The following is a 13433-nucleotide window of genomic DNA, read 5'->3' on the forward strand; positions in this document are numbered from 1 at the left end:
CAAGCCTCTTCGGTCGTGATCTCTAGACAAACGGAAACCGTTTGTCCGTTCACGATCAAGCCTGTTCGGTCGTGATCCTGGACAAACGGGCAACCGTTTGTCCGAGAAAACCGGATTCCACTTTTCGGGATCCTGGTCCAAGCGCCTTCTTGGGAAAAAGCCTTCGCGGCGGTTTTTTCTCTGGCGGAATCAATCCGGCCGCGTTAAGCGATGACTCCCATGGCGCGATATGTATTCATCACAGGCGGCGTGGTTTCCTCACTTGGAAAAGGCATTGCCGCAGCGGCCCTTGGGGCCCTCCTGCAGGCGCGAGGCTATCGCGCACGCATCAAAAAACTCGACCCTTACCTCAATGTAGATCCCGGCACGATGTCGCCTTACCAGCATGGCGAGGTGTTCGTTACCGATGACGGTGCCGAGACCGATCTCGATCTTGGCCATTACGAGCGCTTCACCGGCCGCTCGGCCAACCAGCAAGACAACATCACCACCGGCCGCATCTACAAGAACATCATCGAGCGCGAGCGGCGCGGCGATTATCTCGGCGCAACCGTGCAGGTCATCCCGCACGTCACCGACGAGATCAAGAATTTCGTCCTCAACGGCAATGACGACTATGATTTCGTGCTGTGTGAGATCGGCGGCACGGTCGGTGACATCGAGGCGATGCCGTTCCTCGAGGCGATCCGCCAGCTCGGCAATGATCTGCCGCGCAACAACGCCGTCTACGTGCATCTGACCTTGATGCCCTACATCCCGACGGCGGGCGAACTGAAGACCAAGCCGACCCAGCACTCGGTCAAGGAACTGCGCGGCATCGGCATCGCACCCGACATCCTGCTGGTCCGCGCTGACCGCGCCATCCCCAAGGAAGAGCGCAGAAAGCTGTCGCTGTTCTGCAATGTCCGGGAAAGCGCCGTCATCCAGGCGCTCGACGTGCCGCACATCTACGACGTGCCGATGGCCTACCACAAGGAAGGGCTTGATTCGGAAGTGTTGGCCGCCTTCGGTATCGACCCGGCGCCGAAGCCGCGTATGGAGCCATGGCAGAAGGTCTCGGACCGCATCCACAATCCGGAAGGCGAGGTGACCATCGCCATCGTCGGCAAATATACCGGCCTCAAGGATGCCTACAAATCGCTAACCGAGGCGCTGTCGCATGGCGGCCTGGCCAACCATGTCAAGGTCAAACTCGACTGGATCGAATCGGAGATCTTCGAAAAGGAGGATCCGACGCCTTGGCTGGAGAAGGTGCACGGCATCCTGGTTCCGGGCGGTTTTGGCGAGCGTGGCTCCGAAGGCAAGATCCTGGCGGCGAAGTTCGCGCGTGAGCGCAAGGTGCCGTATTTCGGCATCTGCTTCGGCATGCAGATGGCCTGTATCGAGGCGGCACGGTCGCTGGCCGGCGTCGAGCACGCGTCTTCGACCGAGTTCGGCCCGACCCAGGAGCCGGTCGTCGGGCTGATGACGGAATGGCTGAAAGGCAACATGCTGGAGAAGCGCCGCGAGACCGGCGATCTCGGCGGCACGATGCGGCTCGGCGCCTATCAGGCCGAGCTCGCCAAGGGCTCGAAGATCGCCGACATCTATGGCGACACGCAGATTTCCGAGCGCCACCGCCACCGCTACGAGGTCAATATCGACTACAAGGAGCGGCTCGAGGATTGCGGCCTGGTGTTTGCAGGCATGTCGCCTGACGGCGTGCTGCCGGAGACGGTCGAATATCCCGACCATCCCTGGTTCATCGGCGTGCAGTATCACCCCGAGCTGAAGAGCCGGCCGCTCGATCCGCATCCGCTGTTCGCCAGCTTCATCGAGGCAGCGGTCGAGCAGTCGCGCCTGGTCTAGGCACCCGCCAGGCGAGGCCTCTCATGCAGACCTATGTCGCGCTCCTCTACAGCATCATCCTGGGCGAGGGGCGCCGGGTCGTCATGTCGGACCTCAAGGCGATGGCTGAAGGCCTCGGCCTGAGGAATGTTCGCACGCTGGTGGCGACCGGCAACCTCGTCTTCGACGCGCGGAAAACCGACATCGGCAAGCTGGAACAGCGGCTGGAAACGGCCTTCGAAAAAACCTTCGGCCGCCATGTCGACATCATCGTGCGCACTGCCGAGGGCTGGCTGAAACTTGCCGCCGGCAATCCGTTTCCGGCCGATTCAGCTGAAGCGGGCGACCAGGTGGCTGTGCGTGTGATGCGCGAAGCTGCGGCCGACGATGCCCTATCGGGACTTCAGGCCTATGCCGCCGAGGACGAGAAGGTGCTCGTGGTCGGCGGTGACATATGGCTCGTGTTTTCGCGCGAAAGGCCAAGCTCGCGCCTGCTTGCCGCCGCCAACCACAAGCGCATGGGCATCGGCACGTCGCGCAACTGGAACACAGTGCGCAAGCTGGCCGAGATGGTAGGGCAGTAGGGCAGTAGGGCAGTAGGGCAGTAGGGCAGTAGGGCAGTATTTCCCTACTCACTTACTGCCCTACGGCCTTTGTTTAGGCCTTCGCCGTCCTGGCGCCCGCACCCACGGCGGCGGTGCGCAGCACGTAGTAGATGACGCCGGCGATGGCGACGCCGAAGAACCAGCCATAGACGCCCCACCAGGACGGCAGCCAGTTGGTGAAGTTCGGCAGGATCGACGAGAAGATGGCGCCGATGCCGGCGGCGATGAAGGCATTGACGTGCCAGCCCCCTTGGAACCGGAACTCGCCATCCTCGCGATACAGCGCCTCGACATCGACCTCGCTTTTGCGGATCAGATAGTAGTCGACCATCATGACGCCGAAGATCGGTCCCATCGTCGCGCCGATGATGTTGACGAAATGCGCGGCACCACCATCCCACGGCGCGAAGGGGTATAGAAGCAGCGCGATCACGGCCGCGATGTAGCCGCCCTTCTTGAAGTCGATCTGGCGCGGGAAGACGTTGGAGAAATCGAAGGCCGGCGAGACGAAGTTGGCGACGACGTTGATGCCCAGCGTTGCGACCGCGAACGTCAAGGCAGCGAGCGCCGCCAAGAACCAGCTGTCGAACTTGGCCGAGATCTGGTCGGGGTGCAGCAGCACCTCATGATAGACGTCGTAGGCGGCAATGGTGGTGACGCCGGCGACCATCGAAAACAGGATCAGGTTGACCGGCAGACCCCAGATGTTGCCTTTGCGCAGCGACGCCTGGTCGGGCGCATAGCGGGCGAAATCACAGAAGTTGAGATAGAGCGCCGAGAAATAGGTCACCCAGATCGCGGCCACCGCAAACAGCGCGGTCCACGAGCCCGGCGTGCCCGGCACGCCGGCATCCTTGGTCTTGTCCAGGAGCACGTCCATCGGAATGTCGCTGGTAAAGGCGAAGGTCCCGGATTTGACGCAGAGATAGATAGCCAGGAGCAGCATCATCACCCAGACCGCCGGCCCCGCCCAGTCCTGGAAGCGGCGCACCGTTTCCATGCCCTTCTGGATGATCAGCAGCTGCAGCGCCCAGATGACGACGAAGCAGATCACTTCCAGGCCGGAATGGCCGAGGAAATGCGTGTTGGCGTTGAAATCGGCGAACCATTGCGAGCGGATCAGCAGCGCGACGATGGCGCCGGAGGCGGCGGCCGTCTGTGCACCATACCAGAAGCAGGCGACGATGGCGCGCACCAGTGCCGGTATGTTGGCGCCCCAGATGCCGAAGGAAGCGCGGGCGAGCACGGGATAGGGCACGCCGGTCTTCACGCCGGCATAGCCGACCATGTTCATCAGCGCGTAGATGATCAGCGAGCCGATGCCGATGGCAATGATGAAATTGACGAAGCCGCCGCAGAACAGGAACAGGCTGGCGGCGAGATAGTAGCCCCACAGGCTGTGGACGTCCGACGTCCAGACGTTGAAGATCGAAAACGGTCCCCAGTTTCGAACCTTGGCCGGAGCGAGATCCTCGTTGTACAGGTCAGGCGATGCGCCTTCTATGGTCACTGCAATGTCCTCCCCTTGATTGCCGCGCGCCTCCACGCGATGGCCGTGCAGGTTAAGCCTGACGCTGGGGAACCGGCAACCGATCCATTTGCCGGCTTTGGCCTTAAAGATATTCAATGCGAACCGCGATTATCGAGGGGGCGCAATGGTGGGCCGCTGTTGAACGGGGCCGTGATTCGGATTGCAACCGTCTAGGCGATAGCCATTACGCGCTTGTGGTCCTCGACTTCGGACAACAGCCAGTCCTGAAACAGGCCGGTGCCCGGCTTGTTGCCGATGCTGCGGCGCTGGTGCAGGTAGATGCCGGCCGGATAGGTGTGGCGGGCAGGAAACGGGGCGACAAGTTTGCCTTGCTGCAGAAAATCCTGTGCCATCATCGTGTCGGCAAGCGCTATTCCGGCGCCATTGATCGCCTCGCGCATGATCAGCGTGCAGTCATCCAGCGTTGTGCTGGATTTCGGCGTCGTGTCCACAACGCCTTCCTGCTCCAGCCAACGCTTCCATCTCATGCTCTCGCATTCATGGATCAGATGGTGGTTGACCAGATCGGCGGGCGATCGCAGCGGCACCGGTCCCTCGAGCAGCGAGGGCGCGCAGACCGGCGTCAGAACCAGCGGGATCAGCAGCGTCAAGGCCGGGCCGGCCTTGTAGACGAACTCGTCGACAATGGCCAAATCGAAGTTGGCGCGCTTGCCTGACGTCGAGATTTCCAGCTCCACCGCCGGATGCAGCCGGCGAAAGTTCGGTAGCCGGTCCGCCAGCCAAAGGTTCAGAACGGCCGGCACGCACAAGACCCTGACGCGTTGGGTCCTGCTGTGGGTCGGACCATCGGCGAGGCTGACATCGTCGGTGGCGCGCCAGATGGCCTCGAACGCTTCGGAGAGGCTGCGCGCATAGTAAGAGCCCCGGATGGTCGGCGTTATCTGGCGAAAGCCGCGCTCGAACAGATCCTGGCCGAGATTTCTTTCAAGTGCACGGATGTGGCGGCTGATGGCGGAGGGCGTCAGGTGCAATTCCTCGGCTGCATCCTTGACGCTGCCGAGACGTGCGGCGGCCTCGAAGGCGCGCATGCCGTTAAGTGAGGGTAGAGCCATTGGTCGATCATGAATTGTCGATTGAGTTTTTGTCAATCGACTTGGGCAAAATTGGCGTTTGATCGCTCGCCCTGTTCGGGGATACCCAAGAGGCAAGAGCGACCAAGTCGCCACCTGAAAACAATTATTTGGGCCTCCGGCACCATTCCACCAACGGCAGAGACCAGCCCAACCGGTCTCCGCCATTGGCAGGCGAAGCTTTGCGCACAATGCATGCTGCGAGGCCGGAGTCTTCAGCAAATGGGAGAATGCCAATCTATGCCTCAATCGCCAGTGCCGGTCTTTGAAGCGGCGGACGAGATTTCCGCGGAAACCTCTGTCGTCGTGATCTTGCAGACTGCCCAGACAGGCTTCGGCCCCCGGGCGGCGGCACTGGACGCTGAAATGGGCGGCATTCTGTCCCGTGCCTGCTCCGAGCCGACCGTTCTGGCGGAGTCTGGCGCCTGCATCGATCTCATAGCTCCGCAGGCCGTATCGGCTCGGCGCGTGATCATCCTGGCCCTGGGCAAAGCCGAGGCCGTAAACGCCCTGTCACTGGCGCGCGCCGGCGGTTTGCTTGCCGCGCATCTGGAAGGCAAATGCGAATGCGCGGCCACGCTTGCCCTCGACCCCATCGCCGGTATCGACCTGCCTGCAGCCGAAATTCTGGCCCGCGTCGCGCTGGGCATGCGGCTGCGGCGCTATCGTTTCGACATGCGCAACCGGCGCCAGGGGGCGGGCTCGGATCGGACTTTGCGCGTGCAACTGATCGGGGCAAGCGGTGCGGATCTGGCCCTGGCGCTGGCGCGGATCAATGCCATTGCGGACGGCGTCGAATATGCGCGCACGCTGGTCAATTTGCCGCCGAACCATCTCCATCCTGACAATTTCCACGATCATCTGGAGCCGCTGCGCGAAGCCGGCATCGACGTCGAAATACTCGATGCCACGCAACTGAAAGAGCTCGGCATGAACGCGCTGCTGGCGGTTGGCGCCGGCTCGGCGCGGCCGCCACGGGTCGCTGTCCTGCGCTATCGCGGCAAGGGCGCTCCTTCTCAACCGCTCGCCTTCGTCGGCAAGGGCGTCTGTTTCGATTCCGGCGGCCTCTGCATCAAGCGTCGCGAGCAGATGTTCGACATGAAGGCCGATATGGGCGGTGCGGCGGCTGTCGTCGGCCTGCTGATCGCGCTCGCCCGGCAAGGCAGCCCGGTGCATGCCGTCGGTGTTCTCGGCATCGCCGAGAACATGCCGTCGGGTACCGCGCTCAAGCCGCGCGATATCATCACGACGGCCTCTGGTCAGACCGTGGAAGTGTTCGACACGGATGCCGAAGGACGCCTGCTTCTGACCGACTGCCTGCATTATGCGGCGACGCGCTTCAATCCGTCGGTGATCGTCGATCTGGCGACGCTGACCTATTCGGTGACGCGCGGCCTCGGATCGATATTCGCTGGCCTGTTCAGCACCGACGATGCCATCGCGTCGCAGATGATCGCTGCCGGCGAAACGGTCGGCGAGCGGTTCTGGCGGCTGCCGCTCGACCGCGCCTACGATGAGGGGCTGCAATCGCCGTTCGCCGATCTCCGGCATCACGCCAAGGACATGGAGGATGGCGACGCTCCCTATGCGGCGGCGTTCCTGCGCCATTTCACCGAAGACCGCCCCTGGGTGCATCTCGACATCGCCGGCAAGGAACTGGCCGACGCCGATCGGCCGCTCGGCAGGCAAGGCGCCACGGCCTTCGGCGTGCAGATGCTGGAAGAGTGGGTGCAGGCCAGCCGAAGGTTCAACTAAGCGGCGGCTGTACGGACAACAACGAGATGTGTTCAAACGGGATGGGAAATCGGGATGTCGGCTGAGATCATTGGCAGGGAAAGGCGGGCCGCTTTCGGCAGCTACGAGACCTGGTATCGCATCTCCGGCGACCTCGATGCCGACAAGGCCCCGGTGGTGATCCTGCATGGCGGGCCGGGTGCTGCCTACAACTATGTCGATGCCTACAAGCTTCTCGCCCGACGGGGTCGCGCCGTCATCCACTACGACCAGTTGGGCTGCGGCAATTCCACTTTGTTGCCGCAGATGGGTGCCGATTTCTGGACGCCCAAACTCTTCATCGACGAGCTTGAAAACCTCGTCGATCATCTCGGCATCCGCGCGGGTTTCCACGTGCTGGGCCAAAGCTGGGGCGGCATGCTGGGCGCCGAATATGGGGTCACGCGACCGAAGGGCCTGAAGTCGCTGACCATCGCCAACTCGCCGGCTTCGATGAAGCTGTGGGTCGAAGAAGCCAACCGGCTGCGCGCCGACCTGCCCGTGGATGTGCAGGAGACGCTGACCCGCCACGAGCAGGCCGGCACGACGGACGATCCGGCCTACCAGGAAGCGACGATGCGGTTCTACGAACGGCACGTCTGCCGCGTGCCTTTCCCGCCCGAAGTGACGGAGACCTTCGCCCAGATCGCACGCAATCCGACCGTTTATCATGTGATGAACGGGCCGAACGAGTTCCACGTCATCGGAACCCTGAAGAACTGGAGCATCGTCGAGCGCCTGCCGGCCATCGATGTTCCGACATTGATCATATCAGGTCGCTATGACGAGGCCACGCCAGCGACCGTGCAGCCGTTCAAGGACGGCATCAAAGGATCGCACTGGGAGATATTCGAGCATTCCAGCCACATGCCGCATGTCGAGGAGCAAGAAGCGTGCATGCAGGTGGTGGGAGACTTCTTGGACGACAACGACAACTGAGAAAAGGGGAATAAAACATGAAGAAACTGCTTCTGGCGGCATCAGCCGCTGCATTGCTGGCCGGCACATGGCTGGCCCCGGCACAGGCCGAATACCTCAAGGAGCACCGAGGCGGCACCACCCGCCTTCTGGCCCGCTCGGCGGCGGGAACGCTCGATCCGCACATCAACTACACCGACCAGGGCTGGCAGATGTACCAGCCGATCTATGACGGCCTGGTGGCCTTCCGCAAGGCAGAGGGCATGGACGGCTTCACCATCGTTCCCGATCTCGCCGAGGCGCTGCCGCAGGTCAGCAATGACGGCAAGACCTTCACCTTCAAGCTGCGCAAGGGCATAAAATTCTCCAGCGGCGGGGATGTTGGCGTGAAGGACGTTGTCGCCTCCTTCCAGCGCATCTTCAAGATCTCCGGACCGACCTCCGGCACCTTCTATGCCGGCATCGTCGGCGCCGACAAATGCCTGGCCGACGCCAAGAGCTGCACGCTGGATGGCGGTGTTGTCGGCGATGAAGCCGCCGGCACCATCACTCTCAATCTCACCAAGCCTGATGCCGAGATCCTCTACAAGCTTGCCTTGCCGCACGCCGTGGTGCTGCCGGCGGACACGCCCGCCGAAGACATGGGCTCCAAGCCCATTCCCAGCACCGGCGCTTACATGATCTCCGCCTTCGATCCCAACAAGGGCATGACGGTGTCGCGCAACCCCAATTTCAAGCAGTGGAGCGAGGAGGCGCAGCCGGACGGTTACCCGGATGTCGTACAATATGATTTCGGCCTGTCCGAGGAAGCAGCCGTCACGGCGATCCAGAACGGCGAAGCCGACTGGATGTTCGATGCGCTGCCGAGCGACCGTTTGGGCGAACTCGGCAGCAAGTCCATGGACCAGCTGCACATCTCGCCGCTTTCGGCGTGGTGGTACGCGCCGCTGAACAACCGTCTCGCGCCGTTCGACAACGAAAAGGCGCGCCAGGCCGTTGCCTATGCGATCGATCGCAACACGCTGGTCAAGCTGTTCGGCGGCAAGGTGCTGGCTTCGCCGGTCTGCCAGGTTCTGCCGCCGGATTTCCCCGGGCATGAGGACTATTGCCCCTTCACCAAGAACCCCGGAGCCAAATGGTCGGCGCCGGATCTCGACAAGGCTAAGCAACTCGTCGAAGAATCCGGCACCAAGGGCCAGAAGGTGACGATCATCGTCGAGGACACCGCCATTTCGCGCTCGATCGGCGTCTATCTGCAGAGCGTGTTGACCACCATCGGCTATGTCGCCGATGTCAAGCCGATCTCGTCCAACATCCAGTTCACCTATATCCAGAACACCAACAACAAGGTGCAGATGTCCGTCACCCAGTGGTACAAGGACTATCCGGCGGCGTCAGACTTCCTGAACATCCTGTTCAGCTGCGCCTCCTTCCGTGAAGGTTCGGATGCTTCGATCAACATCGCCGGCTTCTGCGACAAGGATATCGACGCCAAGATGCAAAAGGCGCTGGACCTCGGCGTGACCGACCAAACAGCCGCCGACAAGATGTGGGCCGAAATCGACAGGCAAATCACGGACAAGGCGCCGGCCGTCGGCCTCTTCACGCCGAAGAGGCTTGACTTCGTCAGCAAACGGGTCGGCAATTTCAAGTTCAACCGGCAGTTCAACTGGATGATCACCCAGTCCTGGGTACAGTAACGAGCTGCAGAGGGACACGTCCGTGTCGAACCAAGCTGTCGCCTTGCCGCGCAAGACGCGAGGGCCTTGGGCCGTCGCCTTTGCGAAGCTGGCAACGGACAGGGCTGCCATGGCATCCTTGGCCGTGTTCCTCCTCATCGTCCTTGCCTGCCTCAGCGCGCCCTTCTACGCGAAATGGGCCGGCGTGGACCCGTTCGCCTCGACGCTCGACGCCGTCATTCAGATCGACGGCGCCGACGTTCCCGTAATGGAGCAGTCCACCGAGGGGCTCGGGCTTGGCTACACGCCGCTCGGTCCGACCTGGCGGCTCGGCAACTATTTCCTTGGCGCCGACAGCCAGGGGCGCGATGTCATGGCCAGGATGCTCTATGGCGGGCTGAGCTCGCTGCTGATCTCCGGAGCAGCCACCATCTTCACCCTGCTCATCGGCACGGCGGCGGGATTGATCGCCGGCTATTTCGGCGGCATCACCGATACGGTGCTGTCGCGCTTGCTGGATGTGCTTTGGGCATTTCCGATCTACCTGCTGGCGATTTCGCTCTCCATCGTCACCATCGCGCAAGGCATCAGGATCGGTCCGATCGAGATCGAGTCCGGCAGCCTCTGGCTGCCGGTCATCATCATCGGCATCGTCTACGTGCCCTATGTGGCGCGCCCGATACGCGGACAGGTGCTATCGCTGCGTCACAGCGAGTTCGTATTCGCCGCGATCAATCTGGGCGTGCCGGGATGGCGCATCCTGTGGCGCGATATCCTGCCCAACATCACCACCACGCTCATCGTCTTCGTGCCGCTGATGATGGCGCTGAACATGCTGACGGAATCGGCACTTTCCTTCCTGTCGATCGGCGTGCAGCCGCCGGCCGCGAGCTGGGGCACCATCATCCAGGACGGGCAGGCGCTGCTTTACACCAGGCCGCTGGTGGCGCTGGTGCCGGGCCTGGCGATCGCGGTTTCCGTCATGGCGCTCAATGTCTTCGGCGACGGCCTGCGCGACGCGCTCGACCCGCGCTCCAAGGTTCGGCTGGGGCGCGACTGATGTTTTACGCCATCCTGCGCCGTTTCGGTCAGATGCTGTTCGTCATGTTCGGCATCTCGGTCATCGTCTTCCTGATCTTTTTCGCGACGCCGGGCGCCGACCCGGCGGCGCGCATCGCCGGCCGCAATGCGTCGCCCGAAGTGTTGGAGGCGGTGCGCCACAGTTTTGGCTTCGACCGGCCGCTCTACGTGCAATATGTGAAGATGATGGAGAAGATCTTCGTCACCGGCGACCTGACCTCCTTCGTCAACCGTGGCTGGAAGGTGGTGCCTGCGGTGATGGATTCCATTCCCGTCACGCTGTCGCTGGTGTTCGGGGCGGCGATCCTGTGGGTGGTCGTCTCCATCATCATCGGCATCGTTGCCGCCGCCACCCGCGGCAGCTGGCTGGACAAGCTTCTGATGGCGCTGGGGCTGCTCGGCATTTCCATGCCGGTCTACTGGCTGGGCGAGGTGATGAACCTGATCACCCAAAGCCGCTACCACGACAGCTGGGCGTTCTCCTGGGTGCCGCCGCTCGGTTACAAGAATTTCTCCGACGATCCCAAAGGCTGGTTCCTGACACTGGTCATACCGTGGATCACGCTGGCTATTCTCTATATCGGCATCTATGGACGCGTGTTGCGCGCGGCGATCATCGAATCCATGCAGGAAGACTTTATCCGCACGGCCCGAGCCAAGGGCCTGTCGGAGACCCGCATCCTGCTGCGCCATGCCTTGCGCACGTCGCTCATCGCCTTTGTCACCTTGTTCGGCCTCGACTTCGGCGCCCTGGTGGGGGGCTCTGCCCTTTTGACCGAGGTGGTGTTCGGGTTGAACGGCATCGGCAAGCTCACTTATGACGCGCTGCAGAACCTTGATCTGCCGATGATCATGGCAACGGTGATGTATGCGTCCATGTTCGTGGTGGTCGCCAATGCGGTCGTCGATTTCGTCTACATCCTGCTCGATCCGCGCTTGAGGACATCATGATACTGTCGGTGCGCGACCTCAAAGTATCCTTCCGCACCGATGGCGGCCTGGTGCGGGCCATCGACGGCGTCTCCTTCGACCTCGAGGAGAGCGAGATCCTCGGTGTCGTGGGCGAATCCGGTTCCGGCAAGACGGTGTCGCTGCTGGCCGTGATGGGCCTCATCACCGATCCCAACGCGGTCATCGAAGGCTCGATCCGCTACAAAAGCCGTGAGCTTGTCGGATTACCACCGCGCGAGCTGAGGCGGCTGCGCGGCAATGAGATCGCGATGATCTTCCAGGATCCGATGACGGCGCTGACGCCGGTCTACACGATCGGCTGGCAGATCGCCGAGCAGATCCGCGCGCACCAAAATATCAGCAAGGCCAAGGCGATGGAGCGCGTCGAAGAATTGCTGGCCGAGGTGAATTTTCCAAACCCGCACGAGGCGATGTCACGCTATCCGCACCAGCTTTCCGGCGGCATGCGGCAGCGCGCGGTGATCGCCATGGCTTTGTCGTGCAATCCGGCGCTGCTGGTGGCGGACGAGCCGACCACGGCGCTCGACGTCACGGTGCAGGCCGGCATTCTCGACCTCGTTCGCAAGCTGCGTGCGACGCACAAATCGGCGGTGGTCTTCATCACGCATGATATGGGCGTCGTCTCCGAACTCGCCGACCGGGTGATGGTCATGTATGCCGGCCGCGTGGTGGAACGCGGCAGCCGCATGGAGCTGTTTTCCGACCCGCGACATCCCTATACGCGTGCGCTGCTCGGTTCGATCCCGCCGCTGACTGGCGAAAAACCGCGCCGCCTGCCGGCCATACCCGGCTCGCCGCCGTCGCTGCTGCGCTTGCCGCAAGGCTGCGCCTTCGGTCCGCGTTGTCCCGTTCAATACGAACCCTGCGTGACCGGCAAGCCCGACCTCGGCATCGGCACGCATGCAGCGGCATGCTACCGGGTGGCACAGGCATGAGCGGACCGATGACCGACAAAGATCGTCCGATCCTCGAGACGCGCTCGCTGGGAAAGCGGTTTTCGATCGGCAGCCGATTTTCCGCCGAGGGCAAGCGAACCGTGCATGCGGTCGACAATGTTTCGCTCACCGTGCGGCGCGGCGAGACCGTCGGGCTGGTCGGCGAATCCGGATGCGGCAAGTCCACATTAGCGCGCTGCCTGGTGAGGCTTTACGACATAACTGACGGTGAGCTGCTGTTCGAAGGCGAGGACATCACCTCGAAATCGCTGTCCGAACTCAGGCCGCTGCGGCGCCGCCTGCAAATGGTGTTCCAGGATCCGTCAGCCTCGCTCAATCCGCGCCGGCGTGTCGGCGATCTGGTGGCCGAGCCGCTGCGCATCCATGGCAAGCTCTCGTCCCGCGAGATCACCGCGCGCGTCGCCGAACTGTTCGACCTCGTCGGGCTGCTGCCGGACCATGTCATGCGTTATCCCCATGAATTCTCAGGCGGCCAGCGCCAGCGCGTCGGCATTGCGCGGGCAATTGCCCTCAACCCGGATCTCGTCGTGTTGGACGAACCGGTCTCGGCGCTCGACGTCTCGGTGCAGGCGCAGATCGTCAACCTGCTTGCCGATCTGCAGGAGAAGCTGAACCTCACCTACATCTTCATCGCCCACGACCTGTCGGTGGTGCGTCAGGTGTCGACCCGCATCGCGGTCATGTATCTCGGTTCGATCGTCGAGGAAGGGCCGGCTGAAGAGGTGTTCGCGGCGCCAGCCCACCCTTACAGCCAGGCGCTGATCTCGGCGGTTCCGGTCGTCGAGACGACGCCCAGCGGGACGCGCAAGCGCATCATCCTGACCGGTGACGTGCCGAGCCCGCGGAAACCGCCATCCGGCTGCCGTTTCCACCCCCGATGCCCGATCGCGGTTGAGCGCTGCCGCACGGAGCGGCCGGAACTGAGGGAATATCGACCCGGCCGCAAAGTAGCCTGCCATTTCCCGACGGTTTAGAGCAATTCCAGGAAAAGTGTGAAACAG

Annotated in this window: 11 protein-coding genes; 9 read left to right on the plus strand and 2 right to left on the minus strand. The window is 62.6% G+C overall.

Annotated features, from left to right (window positions below):
- Window positions 1–210: 210 nt before the first annotated feature.
- Both HGP13_RS21335 and HGP13_RS21340 read left to right on the plus strand, forming a co-directional pair.
- Window positions 211–1848, plus strand: a complete 1638-nt coding sequence (locus HGP13_RS21335) for a CTP synthase (RefSeq protein ID WP_281410970.1) — start codon at window positions 211–213, stop codon at window positions 1846–1848.
- 23 nt (window positions 1849–1871) lie between these two features.
- Entirely contained in the window at window positions 1872–2411 is a 540-nt protein-coding gene (locus HGP13_RS21340) for a DUF1697 domain-containing protein (protein WP_172228822.1), read from the plus strand.
- Between the two features lie 73 nt (window positions 2412–2484).
- Here HGP13_RS21340 and HGP13_RS21345 read toward each other — a convergent pair whose 3' ends face one another.
- Entirely contained in the window at window positions 2485–3942 is a 1458-nt protein-coding gene (locus HGP13_RS21345; RefSeq protein ID WP_172228824.1) for an NCS1 family nucleobase:cation symporter-1, read from the minus strand.
- 191 nt (window positions 3943–4133) lie between these two features.
- Window positions 4134–5036: a LysR substrate-binding domain-containing protein gene (locus HGP13_RS21350; protein ID WP_172228825.1), complete on the minus strand. Its 903-nt coding sequence runs from the start codon at window positions 5034–5036 to the stop codon at window positions 4134–4136.
- Between the two features lie 258 nt (window positions 5037–5294).
- On the opposite strand from HGP13_RS21350, the gene HGP13_RS21355 reads away from it, so the two are divergent.
- The 7 genes from HGP13_RS21355 to HGP13_RS21385 are packed head-to-tail and all read left to right on the plus strand — an operon-like array spanning window position 5295 to window position 13406.
- Entirely contained in the window at window positions 5295–6809 is a 1515-nt protein-coding gene (locus HGP13_RS21355) for a leucyl aminopeptidase (protein WP_172228826.1), read from the plus strand.
- A gap of 54 nt (window positions 6810–6863) precedes the next feature.
- The gene (locus tag HGP13_RS21360) at window positions 6864–7766 is read left to right on the plus strand and encodes a proline iminopeptidase-family hydrolase (RefSeq protein ID WP_172228827.1); all 903 of its coding nucleotides are present in this window, start codon (window positions 6864–6866) and stop codon (window positions 7764–7766) included.
- Window positions 7767–7783: 17 nt separating this feature from the next.
- Window positions 7784–9445, plus strand: coding sequence for an ABC transporter substrate-binding protein (locus tag HGP13_RS21365; RefSeq protein WP_172228828.1), 1662 nt, complete (start codon window positions 7784–7786; stop codon window positions 9443–9445).
- 22 nt (window positions 9446–9467) lie between these two features.
- Window positions 9468–10484, plus strand: a complete 1017-nt coding sequence (locus HGP13_RS21370) for an ABC transporter permease (protein ID WP_172228829.1) — start codon at window positions 9468–9470, stop codon at window positions 10482–10484.
- Window positions 10484–11455 carry an ABC transporter permease gene (locus tag HGP13_RS21375; RefSeq protein WP_172228830.1) on the plus strand — a complete coding sequence of 324 codons (972 nt, stop codon included), beginning with the start codon at window positions 10484–10486 and terminating at the stop codon, window positions 11453–11455. The genes HGP13_RS21370 and HGP13_RS21375 overlap by 1 nt, the downstream gene beginning before the upstream one ends.
- The gene (locus HGP13_RS21380) at window positions 11452–12411 is read left to right on the plus strand and encodes an ABC transporter ATP-binding protein (RefSeq protein ID WP_172228831.1); all 960 of its coding nucleotides are present in this window, start codon (window positions 11452–11454) and stop codon (window positions 12409–12411) included. The genes HGP13_RS21375 and HGP13_RS21380 overlap by 4 nt, the downstream gene beginning before the upstream one ends.
- 8 nt (window positions 12412–12419) lie before the next feature.
- Window positions 12420–13406: a dipeptide ABC transporter ATP-binding protein gene (locus HGP13_RS21385; protein ID WP_172228832.1), complete on the plus strand. Its 987-nt coding sequence runs from the start codon at window positions 12420–12422 to the stop codon at window positions 13404–13406.
- Window positions 13407–13433 lie beyond the last annotated feature (27 nt).

The organism is Mesorhizobium sp. NZP2077 (genome assembly GCF_013170805.1).
GTDB lineage: Bacteria > Pseudomonadota > Alphaproteobacteria > Rhizobiales > Rhizobiaceae > Mesorhizobium.